Below are 19,429 nucleotides of genomic sequence, written 5' to 3'. Positions count from 1 at the left end.
CTTCACGTATAAAAGTTGTTTTCGACATTTTTATGCCTGCAGGGCATTCTTATTGAAATATGTTTTAGAACAGCTAGACTACATTTAAATGCGATTTACCTACTGGAAAAAGTTGTAAATAGTATCTAGCGTCAAATCAAGTGTTGTAAATCTCCGTGATCTGTTGGCATCATAATGCTCTATCATTTTGAATATGAATAATTTCAAGCGTTCTCCACATCTCAATCATTAAAAGGTAATTCACGTTGTCAAATGCCATTCAAACTGCCGACTTAGACTGGCAATGTGTTGATGGAATTGAAGTTCCAATTTCAAAACAATTTGGTGATGTCTATTTTTCAAAAGACAATGGACTACTAGAAACACGACATGTTTTTTTGAATGGCAATGACCTTGAAACCAGACTAGGGGCTTTGCGTGATTTTGAGTATTTTTGTGTAGGTGAGACAGGTTTTGGTACAGGGCTCAATATTCTCGCCTTATGGCAACTTTGGCAACAGGTTCGTCCCGATAATCATAGTCACTTACACATCATCAGCGTCGAAAAGTTCCCACTGTCTAAGCAAGATTTAATCCGTGCTTTAGCAGTCTGGTCTGAGCTAAAAGGTTTTTCACAACAACTGATTGAACAGTACCCCTTACCAATTGCAGGATGCCATCGTTTAAACTTTCCTGAAGCCCGATTTTCAATTGATCTTTGGTTAGGTGATGCACATGATGTCTTTCCCCTTATTGCAAAAACCCATCCCGTCAATGCATGGTTTTTAGATGGTTTTGCGCCTTCATGCAATCCTGACATGTGGGAAGCCAATGTTTTAAACAATCTCATCAGACTTTCTGACATAGGAACAACATTTGCCTCATTCAGTGTAGCAGGCGTGCTTAAGCGCGGTTTAACACAACACGGTATCACCATTTCACGTCCACGTGGTTTTGGACATAAACGCGAGATGTTAAAAGCGATTTGGAATGCGTCTGAGCCCATTGCAGAACAAAGCCAAGAACTACAACTACACAATCATCGCAACTCAACAGATCATTTTGGTCAACGTCAAATTGCGATTATTGGCGCAGGAATTGCGGGTTTAAGTTGTGCATGGGGATTAGCTCAACGTGGACATCAAGTTACGATTTACGAGCAATCTGCCCCATTATCAGGTGCATCTGGTAATCCCTTGGCATTGCTTAATCCAAAACTCAGCCCGATTGAGCAGAGTCCAGAACATTTAATGACCTTAGCTTGGCAATATGCGCTTAATCATTATCAAAATTTTAGTGCCTTTCGTCCGATTGCCGTTCAGCAACTGGCACAAAAAAATCCGGATGAATTACTTCACTTAGCGAGTGAATATCCTCAAGATTTACTTAAAGCACAAACAGCGGAACAACTCGATCTGCACACCCAATACAAAAGTTTGCAGTTGACTCAAGCAGGTTCAGTCTATACGCAACAACTCAAAGATCAAATTCTTGAACATCCGTTGATTCAATTAAAACATGCCAAAATCGAAAATATTACTCAAACAAATGTTCAGCGACTGACCTTATTCGATCATCAGCATAGCCATCTGGGCGACTTTGATCATGTGATTGTTTGCTGTGCCAAAGACAGCCAACATTTTTTTGAAAACTTTCCCTTACTTAAACCCATCCGTGGGCAAGTGAGTTGGCTCAACAACAGTCAACACAAACTCAATCCCAAACATGCTTATAGCTACGGCGGTTATTGCATGCAACTTGATGATCAACAGTTGATCTTAGGCGCTTCTTTTTATCCTAATCGAGATGATACTGAAGTATTAGCGGAAGACCATGTGCATAACTATGATCTTATCCACAGTGTATTTCCACAATATGCAGAAAGGCTCGCACCTGTTGCAGAATGGCATGGTCGTGCATCCGTACGTGCGCAGAGTTTGGATTATTTCCCATTACTCGGAAAAGTTGAGACAGACAAAGAAATTTATACTTTTTCAGGACTGGGTTCTAAAGGTTTTTTATTTGCACCATTGTGTAGTGAAGTTTTGATTGCAATCATTTTAAATGAAGCTTGCCCTGTGCCAGAAGCGCTTTTGAGAAAATTGGATGTCAAACGTTTCAATAAAAAACTAAAACCAAAGAAACCATACTTCAAGCCAAATCATATTGATCGTTAATCACATCTACTGGCAATAAAAAAGCGCCTTTCGGCGCTTTTTTACGAACCTTGTTCTAATGGTAAGCCTGCATCACGTGCAGCACGAGTACCGCCCATAAGCACGACATAATCGCGAGAACCATCTAAACTTTCTAATTTTTCAGCAGCACGAGGTGCCTTACTTCCACCACCACATAAGATGTAGATGGACTGATCCGAATTCACTTGAGTCAAGCTCTCTGCACTTAGGCTATCGATGGGCTGATTTACAGCACCTTTCACATGACCTTCAGCAAAGGCTTTTGCGTCACGAACATCCCAGATAATGGCATCTTCTGGGAACTCAAATGTTGTAATTTCTAATTTACGGATCATTGTGCACTCCTTTGATGTAAACAACACTTGGCAAATGAAGAAAACATCCCTAGCATCTCAGATATTCTTTCTATTTGTAAAGGTCTAAACTATGCCATCTTTCGATATTGTTTCAGAATTAGAGATTTTTGAAGTCAATCATGCGGTTCAAAACACCCAAAAAGAAATTGCTACACGCTTCGACTTCCGTGGTCAGGATGTTTCTATCGAGATCAACGAAAAAGCCAAAGAGATTAAAATCTCAACTGAAAGCGATTTCCAATGTGAACAGGTTTATAGCATGCTTGAAAATCATTTCTTTAAACGTAAAGTTGATATCCAAGCACTTGATCCTCAAAAAATGACGGCTTCAGGTAAGAATGTTATTCAAGTGATCAAACTCAAAGATGGACTTGACTCAGATACCGCAAAAAAAATTAATAAAGCCATTAAAGAAAGCGGCGTCAAAGTGCAATCTTCTATCCAAGGTGACAAGATTCGTGTAACGGATAAAAAGCGCGATACATTACAGCAAGTTATGGCGTTTTTAAAAGAACAACAGTTCGGTGTACCTTTACAATTTAACAACTTCAAAGACTAAAGTCTTTAATAGCCCTATAGGTTAAGACATGACTCAGACCAATCGTTTATCTAAACTTGTAAAAGCGACTTCTAAATTCCCTAAAGGCATTCGTAGTACGCTCTGGAGTAAAGCCTTTGGTCGAGTTGTCCCTATGGTGGGTACAGCCAATATTAAATACCTCGAGGTCAGCTCTTCAAAAGTGGTGGTGGAGATTAAAAACCATCGCGCTATGCAAAATCATATTGGTCAATTACACGCTGTTGCGATGGCATTAATTGCAGAAACAGCCACAGGTTTTGTGACAGGAATGAATGTTCCTGATAGCTCAATTGTATTGATCAAAAGTATGCATATTGACTACAAACGCCCATCTAAGGGTGACATGACAGCAACAGCGACCCTTAGCGCTGAACAAATTTTAGAAATGCAAACGTCTGAAAAGGGTGAAACCCTAGTTCCAGTTACGATTATGGATGAATCAGGCAAAGAACCTGTAGAGTGCCAAATGGTTTGGGCATGGGTATCTAAAGATCGCCTAAAAAATAAATAAATGTAAATAAAACTTACTTTTAAGTAAGTATAAAAATTACTAAAGTCCCCATAATGAATGACGATTGGTCACTATATTCATCAATATTTATTCATCAAGATGATGTTAAAACATCATCTTGAAATATTGAGAATAATCATGAAATCCAATATCCCACCTAAATTAATTGTATTGACGCTCATGCTGAGTCCTGTTTTATTTTTAACAGCATGTGCCCAAAATCAAATCAACTCCAACCTCACTAACAACAGCACAAAAGTCGTGGCGGCAAACCAGCTTGCACAACAGAACAAAGCGCTTGTGACTGATTTTTATGAGGGTGTATTTCAGAAACACCAAGTCAAAACTTATGCTGATCGCTATATTGGTGAACAGTATATTCAGCACAATCCACGTGTTCCTGACGGCAAAGCACCATTTGTGAACTACTTTACCCAATATTTTCAAGACAATCCGGAAGCAAAAAGTGTGATTAAACGTGCGGTCGCTGAAGGAAATTTAGTATTTCTGCATGTTCATTCCACAATGAATCCACAAGATCGAGGTGTTGCGATCATCGACATTTTTAGAGTTGAAAATGGCAAGATTGTTGAACACTGGGATGTACGACAACCCGTTCCTGAGACAAGTGCCAATCAAAACACCATGTTCTGAAACAGCAAATCTGTACTGTTCGAACCCATAAAAAAATCCCAAACAATGTTGGGATTTTTTAGTTGAAGCCATCACACTGTTTGTGATGCAAGGTGCTTTTGTTTTACATCCTCAGGAATTTGTCGTTTATTCCCTGTAACGTCCACAGCAACAAAAGTGAATACACCTGCTGTCACACGCTTGGCAGCACGTGAACTGTCGTGACTGTCCCACACTTCAATCTGCATTTGAATGGAGGTATTCCCCACTTTTAAAATTTTGGTATAACAACTAATCACATCACCCACTTTCACTGGAACAAGGAAAGTCATTTGATTAATCGAAATAGTTGCACAACGCCCTTTACTAAAACGTTCTGCATGAATAGCGCCAGCCAAGTCCATTTGTGAAACAATCCAACCACCAAAAACATCACCACTCCAGTTTGTATCTGCTGGCATTGCGATGGTTTGTAAAGACAGTGTACCTTCAGGTTTTACATGAGAATCTGACACAATAACTCCGAGCCCGTGAATTACTTAAGGGCATTCAATTGTTGATCTAACCATTCTTGTAATTGGTTAGCCCGTAACGCACCGCTAATTCTAGCAACTTCTGTGGTTTTATTCATTAAAACCAAGGTTGGTATGCTACGAATATTAAATGCACTACTCAAACGAGGGTTGGCTTCTGTATCAATTTTGGCAAAAACCACATTGGGATTACTGCCCGCCACTTGGGCAAAATGAGGTGCCATCATTTTGCATGGACCACACCACTCTGCCCATAAATCAATCAGGATAGGTAAGTCGCTGTGACTGACGAAATTACTAAAATTCTGTTCATTTAATTCAATTGGAGCAAGTGGTATAAGATTTTGATGGCATTGCCCACAACTCGGCTGCGCATTCAGCTTGTCTTCAGGAACACGGTTTTTTGCGCCACATGATGGACATACGATAATCATCTAGCTCACTCCTATATGTTGGTGTAAAAAGTCTAATTGGGTCAAAATTGCTTTTTCCAACCATTTCCCGTGATAAATATCAAAATGCGCCATATCCCACTCATGATATTGCACAAAAGGTGCTATGTTCGTCGCCGTTTCTCGACTAGATTCTATTGGGATAAAACTGTCTTTTTTAGAAGCAATAAATAACACAGGAACATTAATACTTCTTACTGTCTGAATTGGTCTAAAACGAATTAAATTAAAGAAAACTCGTGCAGGAACTTCACCACTCCAAAAATAATCAGGATGCACAATCGACATATAACCGTTGTAGCTGTCTTTGGTTGGAATGAAGCAAAGGTCATAGGGATGCACGACAGGTAAGGTACGTGGCAGCATGCCAACTTTTGCCCCCATATAATCTTGACTGGATATTTTTAAAGCTTTAGGAAGCTGCTGAATCGGGAATGATTTTGCCGTTTCTGCCCCATCGACATAAGGTACCTGTACCATGATCCCTTGAACATTTTTAAGTTCACTGGCAAGGCTCAATACATAACCACCACTCAGCGATGTCCCCCATAACACCATTTTCTTAGAATTTATTTTCTTTTGTGTTGCCACATAATTAACGACCGTTTTCCAATCTTCCATCTGATTTTGTAAAGAAATCAGTTCACGGGGAAAGCCGGTACTCCCTCCCCAGAAACGATAGTCAAAGAGCACAACCGCATAACCAGCTTGCGCAAATTTTTGTGCATATGCAATCAGTCTAAATTGTCTAAGACAAGCAAAGCCATGTGCCATAATGATTACAGCTGGTTTCTTTAAGTTTTTAGGACGATAAAAATCTGCGGCTATAACTTCTTGCCCGATCGGGACATACAGTGGTTCAACTGTATATGCGTACATACACACTCCATTGCGTTATCTTTTATAGATATTTCTTTTATAAATCTTTTGTAGTCCAAACTCAGTTCTGAGCTTAATGCTATTATATATAGCATATTTGATTTTAAATAATATAGGAGTGACGAAATGAGTGAAAATGTTGGTTTCGCAGGTCAAATAGGTCCAGAACATATTGCTCAAGTTGCAGAGAAAGGGTTTAAGTCTGTCATCAATAACCGCCCTGATTTAGAGGGTGGTTCAGAACAGCCTACCAGCGCACAGATCGAAGAAGCAGCACGTGCTGCTGGGTTAGATTATGTATTTTTACCTGTTGTTGCAGGACAAATTACAGAAGTCGATGTCAGAACGTTTGCGAATCGTTTTAACGAGCTTCCAAAACCGGTCCTTATGTTCTGTCGCACAGGCAATCGTTCAAATAACCTCTATCAAATTGCTAAGCAAATGGACTTATTAGACGACGAATAAAGATTGTTTCATTAAAACAAATACCATTGAGAAGCATTATTTCTTGATTAATTTTGGAATATGAAAATCATTAAAGCCATTTCAGTATACTGGAATGGCTTAAGTTAAAATATTGATTTAAAGAAAATAAAGCCCATTATATAAGTTATGGTACGTTAATTTTAGGAAATTAATTCATTATAATCTTTTAAAGAGATTAACTACTTGTAATCAAATAATATTATTTTATCCACTAAGGAGTATATTTAAACATTAAAAATGGAGTAAATCTGTCATAATTTCCATTTAATTTTAGTGGATCATTATCATAACTTGCATATTCAAGCCTTACTCCTACTTGAGCTTTAGAATTTCCCCCTATTTCCCATAGGATATCGCCACGTTCAAATACTTCAGTACCATTATTAGTACTTCCATTAATTAAAGAAAGAAGATTAAAATGGAGTTTTTGGTTTTTGACTACTAATGGTTTGGACATTAAGACTGTACGCCATAACCAAGTGTCTGGATCAAAATTAGTATCGCGATAAAGCACTCCTGATTCAAACCAAGAAAAACCAGGAACATCAAAGTTTAAAGAAAATCCATAATTTTGTGCTAGGAACCGATCACTTGATGGATAACTACTAGCTTCCCAACGACTTATTAAACTAACATCACTAATTAGCCCCCAATCTAGTGGCTTATTAGTAAGCTTTCCTATACTTAAACGGGGATTGAGTACTAATAAATGTTGTGTGCTATTGCCATTTTCGACTGGAGTTCCGACATCATTCCCATAAAATAGTTCAGCATCAAAATAAATATCACCCCAATTATGCGTACTAAAATGTTCATATTGAAACATTTGTAAATCTTTGTCATTACTTCCATAGCCATAGATTGCATCAGGTTTAGCTTGGTTCGTAATTAAAAATGAAAATGAATTAAGTGTAAAATTTTCAGCAGAAGTATTTGTAGAAAATATATAGGCGAAAAAAAACACACCCTTTAGCCAATTTAAATGAGCCATGGCGAAATATCCTTATATGTATGAAGGCTGGTTTTACCCTATTCATCAATTAAGGGTAAAACCATTGATAAAAAGTTAAGAGGTATAAGAATCCATTGGATCTATTGGTGCTACTTTGCGTATACCTGATTCTACAAGTGGATTGCCACCATAAACTGAATGAATTACACCACGCGGAGGAAGTATAGTTCTAACATTTTTAAAAATTTCACCATCCTTCATAACCATTAATATTTTTTCTGGATCTTGAAGTAGAGCTAAATTCTCAAGTGGATTACCATCAACCAAAATAATATCAGCAAGGTAACCTTCTTTTATTTGACCTAATTCATCTGATCTCATCATTAATTCAGCACCATGCTTTGTTGCTGCTAATAATGCTTCTTTAGGAGTCATGCCAACATATTGAACTAAATATTCTAAATCACGTGCATTAGTACCATGAGGCATCCAAGCAAAACCATAATCCCCACCTGGTAAAATTCGAATACCACGTTTATGCATTTTAGAAAGTGTTTCTGATGCTACCTCGAGTTCACGCTTATATCCCATTTTGGTAGCAATTTCTTCTGTTATGCCAAATTCACTAGCATTGTAAATTGTATTTATCAACCAACCTAAACCTGGTACCACAAAGTGTTTATCTTTATTTTCTGCTAACATATCTATGGCTTCATCATCAGCAAAGCTCGCATGAAATACGAGTTCAAAACCATGTTTTACGCATGCTTTAACAGACTCATTGGAACGCGCATGAGCCGCAACTCGTTTACCTGCAAGTTTAGCTTCAGCAGCTAACATAGCAATTTCTTCTTCAGAAAATGGGTTAGCTTCAGCTGGAATACCTGTAATATATTCACCAGACAAATTGATCTTTAAGTGGTCAACTCCATATTTTACAAACATTCGTACTATACGACGCATATCTTCTGGTCCATTACAAACTTGACCAAAATTCATAGCAGGGTCGGTAAGATGAGGGAGTGTATTATCACCTAATCCTCCTGATGTTGTTATTTCTTGACTACCAGCAAGGTAGCGTGGACCAGGGAAAAGCTTATCTTCAATGACATTACGAGTTACGACATCTAATCTTGGTTTTGCTGTTGCTGCTCCTAATGCACTTGTCCATCCCATTTCTAAGTAACGTTTTGCAACACGTATACACCAAACAATATGCTCTTCAGGAGGCATAAATTGGATAGCAGATAAACTAGGCTGATCATTCCATGAAAAATGGGTATGCCCTTCTGTCATACCTGGCATTAAGAAAGCACCATGCCCATCAATAATTTTAGCATCTCCAGTTTCCAAATATTGCCCATCTCGAGCAATTGCTTTGATTTGGTTGTCTTCAATCAATACTTCTCCTTTGAAGGGATCAGTACCAGTTCCGTCAAAAATTAATACATTAGTAATAGCTATAGTTTCCATACTTTTATCCTAAAATAATTGAATATTTCTTTTAGAGACTTTTATGAAAGTCCATTAAAATTATTTTTCAACGGACTATTCATAAGTCATCTTGTTAATTAATCTTTCCTTGATGAATTTACAATTTAACTAAATCTTATAAAAATCCGCTAAAATGCGAATACATTCAAAAGGCTTTTCATAAGTGGTCCAGTGACCACATCCCTTCAGAATAAATTGATAATGATCAGTCAATTGTTCAGACATTGCCAAAATTCCCTCTGGTGTGCCGACACGATCCTCATCACCAGTTACAAGTAATACAGGTATTATTAATTTCTTAATATCCGCAGCTTGTGCTTCAGCTAATGCTTCACAATTTAATGCATAACCTTCGGCAGATTGACGCATAATAGATTCACGTATTAAAGCTAATGCTACAGGTCGGTCCTTTTTGGTTTCAGCACTAGTCGCTGCCTGACAAATAGCATCTGCAATTTCTTGCATTGCTATATTCCCTGTACGCGCCTGATTTGCTCTGTTACGCGTTGCTTCACGTGCTGTATCAGTAGGTGCTGTTAATGGACCGAATAATGCTAATGACAGTACGCGATCAGGATGAGAAACAGCTAAATGTTGTGCAATAATAGTACCCATTGAATGAGCAACAACGTGTATTTTATTAATACCAAGTTCATCTAAAATCGTAATTAACGAAGAAACATGGCTACGAATGCTTAACTTTTCAACACATTTAGTACTACGTGCAGCTCCTGCTAAATCTGGACGAATAGTTCGATAACCACTAAAAACTGATAGTATTGGAGACCAAAAGTTAGAACTACCGCCCAAACCATGAATAAGTAGAACTACCTCTTCGCCAATTCCTGAATCTTCAACCCAAAGATTATTAATATTTACAGAACTCATAGGCCAATCTCATTTTCAAGGAGGCCAATTCCTTCAATTTCAATAGCAACTACATCACCGCGCTTAAGAAAACGTGGAGGATTGAAACCAATGCCAACACCTTCAGGTGTACCAGTTGCAATAATATCTCCAGGTATAAGTGTAATACCGGCAGATATTGTTTCAATTAAAGTTGGAATGTCAAAAATTAAGTCTCGAGTATTAGTATTTTGACGAAGTTCACCATTGATCCAGCATTTAAGATTTAAATTACTGGCATCGATGTCATCTGCTGTTACAATAACTGGACCCATTGGACCGAACGTATCAAATGACTTTCCTAAATGCCATTGTTTGTGACGTTTTTGCCAATCACGAGCTGTCATATCATTAATAATTGTGTAGCCCCACACATGATCTAAAGCATTTTCTTTTGAAATTCCACGGCCACCTTTACCAATAATAACAGCTAATTCTGCTTCATAATCCAAAGCATCACTTACACCCTCAGCCTCCCAAATTTTATCTTTGTGAGCAATTACCGTTTCAGGTGTTTTAGAAAATACAATAGGATCTGTTGGAATTGCATCCTTGGCAGTTTGCCCAGCATCAAATCCACTCTTAGTAAATTCGTGAGCATGGTTAATATAATTTTTACCCACACAGAAAATATTTCGTTTTGGTTGAGGAATTGGAGCTAGCAATTTGATTGAATCAAAAGTTAGCTCAGGGCCATCAAACTTAAGTAAGGCTAATGATAGATTGCTTTCAATTAAAGCCTGTAGATCATTAACAGGTCTGCCGTCTGGGTAAGCTAATGGCTGAACATTTCCTGTAGATGTTAGTTGAGCTACAGTATTTTGACCATTTGTATTGCGAAAAGTTAATATCTTCATATTTTAAACCATTTTTAAACCAATATCCATATTTCATGAACCATTATTAATACATTGGTTTATAATGTCAACAAAAAATAAACCATATCCAATTAAATATAGACTTTTTTATTTAATTGGTTTAAAATTGGTTCAATTTATAAGTTATGGTTTCTCTATGAAAGGCTCTATAAAAGGGGTGCGAAAAAAAGCACAAAACAGCAGCGTTGAACTATTACACTACATTCATAAGTGTATAAATGACGAAATTTGGCCAGTGGGCTATCGCTTACCTGCTGAACGAGACTTAGTTGAACAGTTTGGTATTGCTCGTAACACTTTGAGAAAAGTTATGGATAAATTAGAAAGTGAAGGGATAATTACACGCCATGTAGGTCGTGGTACTTTCGTCGCAACTATTCCTAAAACTGAAAGTAATAATGAAGCCGAATCATTATTACAAAGAATATATGGGGCTAGTCCTGCCGAAGTCATGGAATTACGTTTATTACTAGAGCCCCAATTTGTTGAGCTAGCTGCAACACGATCTTCTGGACGTGATTTACAGCACATTAACTATTGTTTAGAAGAAAGTGAGAAAACCACTACTGTACGAGACTTTGAATATTGGGATGGAATGTTACATCAAGCTATTTTAGCTGCTGCCCATAATAATCTTCTAACGGATCTTTATGAAGCTATAAATGGGGTTCGCAAACAACCAGAATGGGAATCTTTAAAACAGCGTAGTCTAACGCCTGAGCGTTTAAGTCAATATCGCGCCCAACATCGTGCACTTGTAAATGCGTTATGCCAACGTGATGCGAAAGCAGCGAGTATTGCTGTGTATAATCACTTAATAGAAATTAGAAATGGTATGATTGGAGAAGTCTAACAACTAAAAAAACTTTACAATTATGTGATATGTTAATTTTAGAAAAACGACTGAAATGGATTAAGACAAACTATGGAATTTGTTGTTTTTGATCTAGATGGAACACTTCTATCAACAGACTCCACAAGAGTCTGGTTAATAAAACAATTAAAATCACATCCTCTCAGGTTTATTGGGGCAATTTCTATTATGCCTATAGCGATTCCTCTAATGAAAGTTAAGAAATATAAGTCCATTGGAGCTTCATTCTTTTTATGGATCGCCACATTCGGGCTGAATAGAAATCAACTGATAGAAAGGTTCAAAATCTTCTCAACTGAAGTTAATACTTCTTCTAATACAAATTTATATTGGTTTGATAAAGGTATTTCTGAATTAAAAAAACATTTAAAAGCTGATCGAAAAATTATCATAGTGACAGCAGCCCCAGAACTTCTAGCACGAGAATTGTTCAAAACTTTAGGTTTAAATATAAATGTTATTGGGACACCACTAAAAAATAAAATGGGGGGATGGATTAGTGGAATCCATTGTAGGCACGAAGAAAAACTTAAACGATTAAAGCTTCTTGGTATAAACTCACCATGGTTAGCAACATATACTGATGATATTGAAGAAGATTATCCGATTTTAATAAATAGTCAGCACCCTTATTTAATTAATAGTGAGGAGCAAAGAGAATTAAATAACAAACTTAAAAATATTCATTATTTAAAATGGAATTAACTTAAATCTGTGTGCAATTCCACCTAATTTCGAGTCGATTTAACACAATCGATCTCACACTAAATAATTGTTTTTAAAGCTTATGCAATTCAAAAAAAGCATCAAAAATTAATTTTTTCTTGATTTCATATCAGGGGTTTGCACAAATCAAAATGACAAATATAAGGTAAATCTCAATCTTGTATTGGGTTGAGATACCAAAAGCATTCTTTTTCAAATGTCTTTTACTCACACGAATGCAATAAGCTTTGACAATTTATTTATATTTTTTTGATGTTAAATCTAGCTACAATTTCCACTGACTGATCAACTTAATCAGGTTGTAATACTATCTATTCTGAAATAGTGATATGACACAATCACATCATTCACGCTATGATCATTTTGATCATATATTTTTCCTATTCAATAATAAAAGGATTTCTCAATGCAACAAGCTTTATTCGGTGGTGGCTGCTTTTGGTGTACAGAAGCCGTTTTTTTACAGCTTAAAGGTGTTCAAAAGGTGGTAAGTGGTTATGCTGGTGGGCATACAACCAATCCTACCTATGAGGCGATTTGCAATGGAGATACCAATCATGCTGAAGTGATTTTGATTGATTTCGATGAACAACAGATCAGCTATCAACAATTGCTCACTGTATTTTTTGCGATACATGATCCAACCACATTAAACCGTCAAGGCAATGATATTGGCACACAGTACCGTTCTGTCATTTATTATTTCAATGAACAGCAAAAGGTCGAGTCTGAAAGCTTTATTGAGCAACTCAAAGCAGATGGGCTAAATATTGTCACTGAACTCAGTCCAGCCCCAATCTTCCATCCTGCGGAAGAATATCATCAAAACTTCTTTGCTCGAAACCCTGCGCAGGGATACTGTAATTTTGCCATTCCTCCTAAACTGCTCAAATTACATAGCCAATTCCAAGACTTACTCAAAGATTAAGTCTTTTTAAAATTTAAAGCGTTTAAAATCCGTATAAAAAAACCTCCCATCAGGGAGGTTTTAAAAAATATTATCATTTTCTTGTTATTTATTAATTATCACTCATAAACGCAAGATCATTTAATCCTGCCTCACTTGCACGTGACATCACTTGTGCAACAGTATCATAACGCGACTCTTTATCGGCTCTTAGCTGAACAGCTGGTTTAACAGCTTTTTGTCCTGCTTCATCAAATCGTTTTGATAATTCATCTAAAGTAATGATTTGATCATTCCAAGCCACTTCGCCTTGCTGATTAATACTAATCGTAATGGCTTCAGGAGGTGGAGCATTCACTTCAGCGGTAGTTTTCGGTAAGGTTAACGGTATCGATGGGTTAGCAACGGTTGCTGTCACCAAGAAGATGATCATCAATACCAACATAATATCGATCAGCGGAATAAGATTCATCTCATTCATGCCAGAATCGTTGTCTTCTCCCAATTGAAAAGCCATTAAGCTTGACCTCCAACTAAACCTTTATTTGTTGCTTCAGCTTCAACTTTTTTTGTTGAAGATTCTTGCTGCAACATCGTATCAATCAATAAACCATGTGCTTGATCTTGTAATTCATTTGACAAAGTGCGATTGAAACGTACACAGATGTTATACGCCAATACAGCAGGAATTGCGACTGCAAGACCAAGCCCTGTCATGATCAACGCCTCACCAACAGGTGTTGCAACTTGCGCTAAACCTGCTTGACCGCTTTTACCGACAGCAACCAATGCATGGAAAATTCCCCATACTGTACCAAATAAACCCACAAATGGTGCCAGTGAAGCAATGGTACCTAATACAGAAACACCCTTTTCAGCATTGGCTTTCTCTACTGAAATCTGACGCAATAAAGCTTGTTCTGCAACTGCTTTACGTTGGTCAAATCCAAGTGGGGTAAGTTTTGTCTTTAATGCACTCAACGCTTGAGCGAGATGGTCTTGAGCAACCTGCTTGAGTTGACGCGTGCCCAAAATACGCAAAATGAACACAGTCCACGTTGCAATAGACATTGCCAATAACACGAAATACAGTGTTTTACTGACCGCATCAGCATGTTGCCAATAAACTGAAAAGTTCATATGCACATTTCCTAATTCTTAAAAAAAATCATTTTTTAGAGACTGACAACGCAAAATCCTGCCTAATTTTAAATGGTACACCAGTGCCATTTTCTTTGTAGGCTTTAAATTTTGCAGATTGTGTCTGTTTAACAACGTAACTGTCTAAACTTGAGTTACCACTCGATTGGATCACACGTACATTGGTAATATTTCCATTCGCATCTGCGGTAATTTCAAGATTTACAACCTTTGTACCATCTTCAGGTGACATCAGTTTAAGTAACTGGTCTTTTGCAATTCGAGGACTGCGATTCCAAGACACTTGTCCGTCACTTACATTACGTGGCGTATTTCTTTGTTCTTGCTCACGACGCTGACGATCACGTTCCTCTTGTTCACGCTTCTGTTGATCCAAACGTTTTTGATCTTCTAAACGCTTTTGCTCATCTAGACGTTTTTGCTCATCCATACGCTTCTGATCTTCTAAACGTTTTTGATCATCTAAACGTTTCTGCTCTTCAAGCTTTCTTGCACGATCGTCATTTACAACAGGTTTTTTTTGTTCAATGATTTTCGGTTTAACCACAGGTTTCGGTTCGATTTTCTTCTCTACCGGCTTGGGTTTAACTTTAGGCTTGATCTGTTCAACAGGAGGTGGAGGCGGTGGTGGAGCATCTTCTTTGAGCTTTAAAAATTTGATTTTTAAAGGTTCTTTCTTGATTTGTGGTAATTCAAAAGCCTTCATATTACTGATTCCCCACAATACACCTACATGCCCAACAATAACTGCTAAGACTGCAGCAAGGACTTTTTTCTTCATCGGTGGAGGCGTTTGAAGTGGTGCAGAGGAAGACTGACTCATAAGAATCTAAATACCTAAAATTGAGTAAACTGTAAAATAGTCAATTTACAGATTAAGCTCATCGGATAGAACAATTAAAGTGCAACAATGATAAATGAGAAGTGTTTTCATTTGCAACAGCTTTTTTTGCGTTTTTTATCATTTTTACAAATAAAAAAATAAAAAGGGATGCTTAAAGCATCCCTTTTTCATCTTAAAAATTTACCCAACATTCACATATTATTGAAATACAACAGTCTTGTTGCCATCGACAATAATACGATCTTCAAGATGCCATTTGACTGCTCTTGCCAAAACATTACGCTCAACATCCTGACCTAATTCACGTAATTGCTCAACAGTAAAATCGTGATTTACACGTTCTACATCTTGCTCAATAATTGGTCCTTGGTCCAAATCAGCTGTGACATAATGGGCTGTTGCACCAATCAACTTCACACCCTTTTCATAGGCTTGCTTATAAGGATTAGCGCCGACAAATGCAGGTAAGAATGAATGATGAATATTAATCACCTTCATTTCCCATTTTTGTACAAACTCTTCATCAAGAATCTGCATATAGCGTGCAAGTACCAGCAAGTCATTGCCTTGCATGAGTTCATCAATTTGCGCATACGCTTCACGCTTATTTTCTTTATTGACTGGAACCACATGGAAAGGAATACCAAAGTTCTCTACTGACTCACGCAAATCTTCATGATTTGAAACCACTTGTGTGATTTCACAATGTAAACCGCCACGTGAATGACGCCAAAGTAACTCAAGTAAAGCATGGTCGACTTTAGAGACCAAGATACCTACTTTTTTAATATCGCTCACCAAGCTTAAACGCCAATGCATGCTATAGCGTTCAGCAACATTACTTGCAAAAGTTTGGATCAGACTTTCACGACGAGATTGCAAATGGTCAAGTTCAAATTCAACACGCATGAAATAACGTCCGCCCTGAGCTTCAGTTGCGTATTGATCAAGCGCGGTAATATTTGCGCCCTGATGATACAAAAAGCTCGATACAGCTTGCACGATTCCTGGCTTGTCTTCACAAGTAATCAGTAGACGTGCTGTGTTGGCAGTAGTCATGTTCATGTTGAAGGATATCACTTATAAATTAGTTTAAAACAGCCGAGTATTCTAACGCTTTTTTAGCAGCTTTCAATCTTGATTCGGCATCAATCGTGTTTTACTGCCGATAAACTTGCAAATAATTCTGAAGAACCAAAACTTTCCAACAAGCGCTCATAGGTTTCACGGCTTTCACCACGCAAATACGGACCTTCTAAAAACACCATTTGACGTAACGCTTGCCAAATCCATTTTTCATCCAAATGATTGGAATCACTCAAATGCCCAGACATATAAAGGAAGTTTGTCCAGTTGGTCAGTACAATCCAAATATTGATAATCAACGCTTCAATTTCAGATGCTGTCATCTGCATCAAGCCCGCTTGAACAAAGGCATGATAAATTTTTTGTCCCTGCTGCATCACTTTTCCAGCGAAACGAGGATATATTTTTCTAAAATCATCATTATTTTCTATTAAGTGATAAACATCACGATGTAAGAAACGATATTCCCAAAGTTGGCTACTCAAAACTTGAAAATAACGAATCTTATCATTTGCATTGACTTTACGGTCATCGGGTAATGAAAGCATATCTAATGTTTCTTTTTGATATTGCTCCATCAACTCTTTAATGATTTCTTGCTTGTTTCGAAAATGATAATACAAATTTCCAGGACTAATCCCAAGCTCAGCTGCAATATGATTTGTCGTAACTGCACGCTCTCCGCGTTCATTAAAAAGTTGCAGACTAATCTGCAAAATTCGATCTTTCGTTTTCAAAGTTTTGGAGCTTGACATCCTATTACCATTTTTAACCGTTAGCACAAGCTAACATAAAGTGACTTGACTATTTAGAGTATTTACTCTAAAAAATATATTATATTAACCTATTCGTAAATGGTGTTTGTCATGAACAGTCATACAAAAACAAATTCAATGACTTCCTATTCACCTGAAGTTCAACATATGCACGATCTGCTTGAACAACAGAAAGCTGCTTATCAGCGTTATCCTGTTCCTACAGCCAAAGAGCGTATTGAACGTTTAGCTCGCTTGAAAAAAGTTTTGGTAAAATATCAAGATCAATTTGCAGATGCAATCAATCAAGACTACGGCAATCGTTCAATCAGCGAAACTAAAATCGGTGAACTACTTACCTGTTTAGAGCAAATTAAATATTATAGCAAGCATTTAACAGCATGGATGAAACCATCTAAGCGCCATGTCTCTATGTTACACCAACCAGGCAAAGCGTGGGTGCAATATCAACCTCTAGGTGTAATTGGAATTATCGCACCTTGGAATTACCCATTGTTACTGTCAGTTGGACCGCTGATTTGCGCCTTGGCTGCTGGTAATCATGCCATGTTAAAGATTTCCAGTTCATCTTCTCAATTTGGTTATGTGCTTGAAAATGCGTTATCAGAAGCATTCCCACAAGAGTTGGTTGCAGTCGTGAATGGTGGTGGACAAATTTCTGATGCTTTTTCGCATTTAGCCTTCGATAAAATCATTTTTACTGGTTCTACCAATGTGGGTAAAACAGTGATGAGTGCAGCGGCAGAGAATCTTGTGCCTGTTATTCTTGAACTGGGTGGTAAATCACCAGTGATTGTACATCCGTCTAGCGACTTAAAATTGGTGGCTGAACGAATTGCATTTGGTAAGCTTTGGAATGCAGGTCAAACCTGTGTTGCACCTGACTATATGTTCCTGCCTAAAGGTAAAACTGCTGAGTTCATTGATTCATTTAAAGAAATCGCTACAGCAATGTACCCAACCTTGCGAGACAATCAGGATTACACCAGCATCATCAATGACAAACAGTACAATCGTATCCAAGGGTATTTAGAAGATGCGCGTCAACAAGGCGCTCAATTCACTGAGATTAATCCCAATCATGAGGATTTAACTGCTGTACGAAAAATTGCCCCAACATTCTTAACAGGTGTCTTACCGACTATGGACATTATGAAGAATGAAATTTTTGGTCCAGTCCTTCCAATCATGGAATATGATCAAATCGACGATGTGATTGACTTTATTAATGGCAGACCTCGTCCACTTGCTTTATACTATTTCGACTTTGACAATGCTCGTGCTGAATATGTTTCCCAACGTACTCACTCAGGGCATTTCGGTCAAAATGCCGTTCTAACCCATGTTGCACAAGACGATCTACCATTTGGTGGCGTAGGTGCTTCGGGTATGGGCAAATATCATGGCCCAGAAGGTTTCTTTGGTTTATCACATGAGCGTTCAGTGATGTCTATTCCTAAGCTATTCAGCTTAAAATTCATCTTAGCGCCTTACGATAAACCCCTAAATAAAATTTTAGAGAAAACTTTCTTACGCTAACTGATCAAGGCATGATCTATCACAATAGATCAGATTGCGTTTTGACGAATTCCGCTTGTCTTTTAAGCGGAATTTTGGTATAAAACGCCCCTTGAATGAATTCAATCCGTTTTATTTTGACTGGCCATACAGATTTGCTGTTGGCTAAATCAATGGAGTTACACCATGTCTAAGGTTTGCCAAGTTACCGGCAAGCGTCCAGTCGTTGGTAACAACGTCTCACACGCCAACAACAAAACTAAACGCCGGTTCGAGCCGAACCTGCATCACCACCGTTTCTGGTTAGAAAGCGAAAAACGTTTCGTACGTCTTCGTCTAACTACTAAAGGTATGCGTATTATCGACAAATTGGGCATTGAAAAGGTTGTTGCTGACCTACGTGCTCAAGGTCAAAAGATCTAAGGAGTCTGAACCATGCGTGATAAAATTCGCCTAGTTTCTACTGCTGGTACAGGTTATTTCTATACCACTACTAAGAACAAACGTACTATGCCGGAAAAAATGGAAATCAAAAAATTTGATCCAAAAATCCGTCAACACGTTATCTTCAAAGAAGCTAAAATTAAATAATTTTAGTTTTCTTAAAAAATACGATCCATTTGGGTCGTTTTTTTTGCCTTTTTTTTCTTCAACTTGTTAAAATCTTCATCAAATTTGGCACTATTCGTGCATTTTATAT

General features: G+C 37.6%; 24 protein-coding genes. 11 read left to right on the top strand and 13 right to left on the bottom strand.

Annotated elements, in window-relative coordinates:
• Positions 1–245: 245 nt before the first annotated feature.
• Positions 246–2,156: a bifunctional tRNA (5-methylaminomethyl-2-thiouridine)(34)-methyltransferase MnmC2/FAD-dependent 5-carboxymethylaminomethyl-2-thiouridine(34) oxidoreductase MnmC1 gene (gene mnmC / locus F938_RS23350; RefSeq protein WP_005035680.1), complete on the top strand. Its 1,911-nt coding sequence runs from the start codon at positions 246–248 to the stop codon at positions 2,154–2,156.
• Positions 2,157–2,197: 41 nt separating this feature from the next.
• Here mnmC and F938_RS23345 read toward each other — a convergent pair whose 3' ends face one another.
• On the bottom strand, positions 2,198–2,512 hold the full coding sequence (locus F938_RS23345; protein ID WP_005035678.1) for a rhodanese-like domain-containing protein: 315 nt from the start codon (positions 2,510–2,512) through the stop codon (positions 2,198–2,200).
• Between the two features lie 91 nt (positions 2,513–2,603).
• On the opposite strand from F938_RS23345, the gene F938_RS23340 reads away from it, so the two are divergent.
• The 3 genes from F938_RS23340 (at position 2,604) to F938_RS23330 (ending at position 4,278) form a co-directional block, all read left to right on the top strand.
• Positions 2,604–3,092 (top strand): YajQ family cyclic di-GMP-binding protein, encoded by a 489-nt coding sequence (locus F938_RS23340; RefSeq protein WP_004826694.1) that lies wholly within the window; start codon positions 2,604–2,606, stop codon positions 3,090–3,092.
• Positions 3,093–3,120: 28 nt separating this feature from the next.
• On the top strand, positions 3,121–3,624 hold the full coding sequence (locus F938_RS23335; RefSeq protein ID WP_005035676.1) for a DUF4442 domain-containing protein: 504 nt from the start codon (positions 3,121–3,123) through the stop codon (positions 3,622–3,624).
• 138 nt (positions 3,625–3,762) lie between these two features.
• Complete coding sequence (locus F938_RS23330; protein WP_005035674.1) at positions 3,763–4,278, top strand: nuclear transport factor 2 family protein; 516 nt, start codon at positions 3,763–3,765, stop codon at positions 4,276–4,278.
• 71 nt (positions 4,279–4,349) lie between these two features.
• Here F938_RS23330 and F938_RS23325 read toward each other — a convergent pair whose 3' ends face one another.
• The 3 genes from F938_RS23325 to F938_RS23315 form a co-directional block, all read right to left on the bottom strand.
• Positions 4,350–4,718, bottom strand: coding sequence for an acyl-CoA thioesterase (locus tag F938_RS23325; protein ID WP_181447883.1), 369 nt, complete (start codon positions 4,716–4,718; stop codon positions 4,350–4,352).
• Between the two features lie 74 nt (positions 4,719–4,792).
• Positions 4,793–5,224, bottom strand: a complete 432-nt coding sequence (gene trxC / locus F938_RS23320; RefSeq protein ID WP_004826686.1) for a thioredoxin TrxC — start codon at positions 5,222–5,224, stop codon at positions 4,793–4,795.
• On the bottom strand, positions 5,225–6,121 hold the full coding sequence (locus F938_RS23315; protein ID WP_004826684.1) for an alpha/beta hydrolase: 897 nt from the start codon (positions 6,119–6,121) through the stop codon (positions 5,225–5,227).
• 126 nt (positions 6,122–6,247) lie between these two features.
• Between F938_RS23315 and F938_RS23310 the strand changes: the two genes are divergently transcribed.
• Positions 6,248–6,586, top strand: a complete 339-nt coding sequence (locus F938_RS23310; protein WP_004826681.1) for a protein tyrosine phosphatase family protein — start codon at positions 6,248–6,250, stop codon at positions 6,584–6,586.
• Positions 6,587–6,818: 232 nt separating this feature from the next.
• On the opposite strand, the gene F938_RS23305 is transcribed toward F938_RS23310, so the two are convergent.
• From F938_RS23305 to F938_RS23290, 4 genes are all read right to left on the bottom strand, one after another.
• The gene (locus F938_RS23305; protein WP_005035670.1) at positions 6,819–7,598 is read right to left on the bottom strand and encodes a hypothetical protein; all 780 of its coding nucleotides are present in this window, start codon (positions 7,596–7,598) and stop codon (positions 6,819–6,821) included.
• Positions 7,599–7,673: 75 nt separating this feature from the next.
• The gene (locus tag F938_RS23300; RefSeq protein ID WP_005035669.1) at positions 7,674–9,032 is read right to left on the bottom strand and encodes a metal-dependent hydrolase family protein; all 1,359 of its coding nucleotides are present in this window, start codon (positions 9,030–9,032) and stop codon (positions 7,674–7,676) included.
• A gap of 129 nt (positions 9,033–9,161) precedes the next feature.
• A complete protein-coding gene (locus F938_RS23295) occupies positions 9,162–9,941 on the bottom strand; it encodes an alpha/beta fold hydrolase (RefSeq protein ID WP_005035668.1) in 780 nt (259 codons plus the stop codon).
• A complete protein-coding gene (locus F938_RS23290; RefSeq protein ID WP_005035665.1) occupies positions 9,938–10,816 on the bottom strand; it encodes a fumarylacetoacetate hydrolase family protein in 879 nt (292 codons plus the stop codon). The genes F938_RS23295 and F938_RS23290 overlap by 4 nt, the downstream gene beginning before the upstream one ends.
• A gap of 157 nt (positions 10,817–10,973) precedes the next feature.
• Between F938_RS23290 and F938_RS23285 the strand changes: the two genes are divergently transcribed.
• The 3 genes from F938_RS23285 to msrA all read left to right on the top strand — a co-directional run bounded on the left by F938_RS23285 (position 10,974) and on the right by msrA (position 13,365).
• Positions 10,974–11,690: a FadR/GntR family transcriptional regulator gene (locus F938_RS23285; protein ID WP_227567183.1), complete on the top strand. Its 717-nt coding sequence runs from the start codon at positions 10,974–10,976 to the stop codon at positions 11,688–11,690.
• A 72-nt stretch (positions 11,691–11,762) separates the two neighbouring features.
• The gene (locus tag F938_RS23280) at positions 11,763–12,416 is read left to right on the top strand and encodes a haloacid dehalogenase-like hydrolase (RefSeq protein ID WP_005035662.1); all 654 of its coding nucleotides are present in this window, start codon (positions 11,763–11,765) and stop codon (positions 12,414–12,416) included.
• Positions 12,417–12,843: 427 nt separating this feature from the next.
• Entirely contained in the window at positions 12,844–13,365 is a 522-nt protein-coding gene (gene msrA, locus F938_RS23275) for a peptide-methionine (S)-S-oxide reductase MsrA (RefSeq protein ID WP_005035659.1), read from the top strand.
• Positions 13,366–13,456: 91 nt separating this feature from the next.
• On the opposite strand, the gene F938_RS23270 is transcribed toward msrA, so the two are convergent.
• From F938_RS23270 to F938_RS23250, 5 genes are all read right to left on the bottom strand, one after another.
• Entirely contained in the window at positions 13,457–13,861 is a 405-nt protein-coding gene (locus F938_RS23270) for an ExbD/TolR family protein (RefSeq protein ID WP_004826673.1), read from the bottom strand.
• On the bottom strand, positions 13,861–14,484 hold the full coding sequence (locus tag F938_RS23265; protein WP_005035657.1) for a MotA/TolQ/ExbB proton channel family protein: 624 nt from the start codon (positions 14,482–14,484) through the stop codon (positions 13,861–13,863). Before F938_RS23265 ends, F938_RS23270 begins: the two co-directional genes overlap by 1 nt.
• Positions 14,485–14,512: 28 nt before the next feature.
• On the bottom strand, positions 14,513–15,328 hold the full coding sequence (locus F938_RS23260; protein WP_005035655.1) for an energy transducer TonB family protein: 816 nt from the start codon (positions 15,326–15,328) through the stop codon (positions 14,513–14,515).
• Positions 15,329–15,547: 219 nt separating this feature from the next.
• Complete coding sequence (gene purU, locus F938_RS23255) at positions 15,548–16,414, bottom strand: formyltetrahydrofolate deformylase (RefSeq protein WP_004826668.1); 867 nt, start codon at positions 16,412–16,414, stop codon at positions 15,548–15,550.
• 83 nt (positions 16,415–16,497) lie between these two features.
• On the bottom strand, positions 16,498–17,190 hold the full coding sequence (locus tag F938_RS23250; protein WP_004826666.1) for a TetR/AcrR family transcriptional regulator: 693 nt from the start codon (positions 17,188–17,190) through the stop codon (positions 16,498–16,500).
• A 111-nt stretch (positions 17,191–17,301) separates the two neighbouring features.
• Here F938_RS23250 and F938_RS23245 point away from each other — a divergent pair, with 111 nt between their 5' ends.
• From F938_RS23245 to rpmG, 3 genes are all read left to right on the top strand, one after another.
• Positions 17,302–18,750: a coniferyl aldehyde dehydrogenase gene (locus tag F938_RS23245; RefSeq protein ID WP_009586118.1), complete on the top strand. Its 1,449-nt coding sequence runs from the start codon at positions 17,302–17,304 to the stop codon at positions 18,748–18,750.
• 165 nt (positions 18,751–18,915) lie between these two features.
• Positions 18,916–19,152 carry a 50S ribosomal protein L28 gene (rpmB, locus tag F938_RS23240; protein WP_000048256.1) on the top strand — a complete coding sequence of 79 codons (237 nt, stop codon included), beginning with the start codon at positions 18,916–18,918 and terminating at the stop codon, positions 19,150–19,152.
• A gap of 12 nt (positions 19,153–19,164) precedes the next feature.
• Positions 19,165–19,320 (top strand): 50S ribosomal protein L33, encoded by a 156-nt coding sequence (gene rpmG, locus F938_RS23235; RefSeq protein WP_003654787.1) that lies wholly within the window; start codon positions 19,165–19,167, stop codon positions 19,318–19,320.
• Positions 19,321–19,429 lie beyond the last annotated feature (109 nt).

Origin of the sequence: Acinetobacter bereziniae LMG 1003 = CIP 70.12, from assembly GCF_000368925.1 — a bacterium.
Classification (GTDB): Bacteria; Pseudomonadota; Gammaproteobacteria; order Pseudomonadales; family Moraxellaceae; genus Acinetobacter; species Acinetobacter bereziniae.
This window is presented reverse-complemented; position numbering and strand designations above follow the sequence as displayed.

Coding starts and splice junctions, on each gene's coding strand:
- F938_RS23345 (WP_005035678.1), bottom strand. CDS start 2,512: ATGATCCGTAAATTAGAAATTACAACATTTGAGTTCCCAGAAGATGCC.
- F938_RS23340 (WP_004826694.1), top strand. CDS start 2,604: ATGCCATCTTTCGATATTGTTTCAGAATTAGAGATTTTTGAAGTCAAT.
- F938_RS23335 (WP_005035676.1), top strand. CDS start 3,121: ATGACTCAGACCAATCGTTTATCTAAACTTGTAAAAGCGACTTCTAAA.
- F938_RS23330 (WP_005035674.1), top strand. CDS start 3,763: ATGAAATCCAATATCCCACCTAAATTAATTGTATTGACGCTCATGCTG.
- F938_RS23325 (WP_181447883.1), bottom strand. CDS start 4,718: ATGCCAGCAGATACAAACTGGAGTGGTGATGTTTTTGGTGGTTGGATT.
- trxC (WP_004826686.1), bottom strand. CDS start 5,224: ATGATTATCGTATGTCCATCATGTGGCGCAAAAAACCGTGTTCCTGAA.
- F938_RS23315 (WP_004826684.1), bottom strand. CDS start 6,121: ATGTACGCATATACAGTTGAACCACTGTATGTCCCGATCGGGCAAGAA.
- F938_RS23310 (WP_004826681.1), top strand. CDS start 6,248: ATGAGTGAAAATGTTGGTTTCGCAGGTCAAATAGGTCCAGAACATATT.
- F938_RS23305 (WP_005035670.1), bottom strand. CDS start 7,598: ATGGCTCATTTAAATTGGCTAAAGGGTGTGTTTTTTTTCGCCTATATA.
- F938_RS23300 (WP_005035669.1), bottom strand. CDS start 9,032: ATGGAAACTATAGCTATTACTAATGTATTAATTTTTGACGGAACTGGT.
- F938_RS23295 (WP_005035668.1), bottom strand. CDS start 9,941: ATGAGTTCTGTAAATATTAATAATCTTTGGGTTGAAGATTCAGGAATT.
- F938_RS23290 (WP_005035665.1), bottom strand. CDS start 10,816: ATGAAGATATTAACTTTTCGCAATACAAATGGTCAAAATACTGTAGCT.
- F938_RS23285 (WP_227567183.1), top strand. CDS start 10,974: ATGAAAGGCTCTATAAAAGGGGTGCGAAAAAAAGCACAAAACAGCAGC.
- F938_RS23280 (WP_005035662.1), top strand. CDS start 11,763: ATGGAATTTGTTGTTTTTGATCTAGATGGAACACTTCTATCAACAGAC.
- msrA (WP_005035659.1), top strand. CDS start 12,844: ATGCAACAAGCTTTATTCGGTGGTGGCTGCTTTTGGTGTACAGAAGCC.
- F938_RS23270 (WP_004826673.1), bottom strand. CDS start 13,861: ATGGCTTTTCAATTGGGAGAAGACAACGATTCTGGCATGAATGAGATG.
- F938_RS23265 (WP_005035657.1), bottom strand. CDS start 14,484: ATGAACTTTTCAGTTTATTGGCAACATGCTGATGCGGTCAGTAAAACA.
- F938_RS23260 (WP_005035655.1), bottom strand. CDS start 15,328: ATGAGTCAGTCTTCCTCTGCACCACTTCAAACGCCTCCACCGATGAAG.
- purU (WP_004826668.1), bottom strand. CDS start 16,414: ATGAACATGACTACTGCCAACACAGCACGTCTACTGATTACTTGTGAA.
- F938_RS23250 (WP_004826666.1), bottom strand. CDS start 17,190: ATGTCAAGCTCCAAAACTTTGAAAACGAAAGATCGAATTTTGCAGATT.
- F938_RS23245 (WP_009586118.1), top strand. CDS start 17,302: ATGAACAGTCATACAAAAACAAATTCAATGACTTCCTATTCACCTGAA.
- rpmB (WP_000048256.1), top strand. CDS start 18,916: ATGTCTAAGGTTTGCCAAGTTACCGGCAAGCGTCCAGTCGTTGGTAAC.
- rpmG (WP_003654787.1), top strand. CDS start 19,165: ATGCGTGATAAAATTCGCCTAGTTTCTACTGCTGGTACAGGTTATTTC.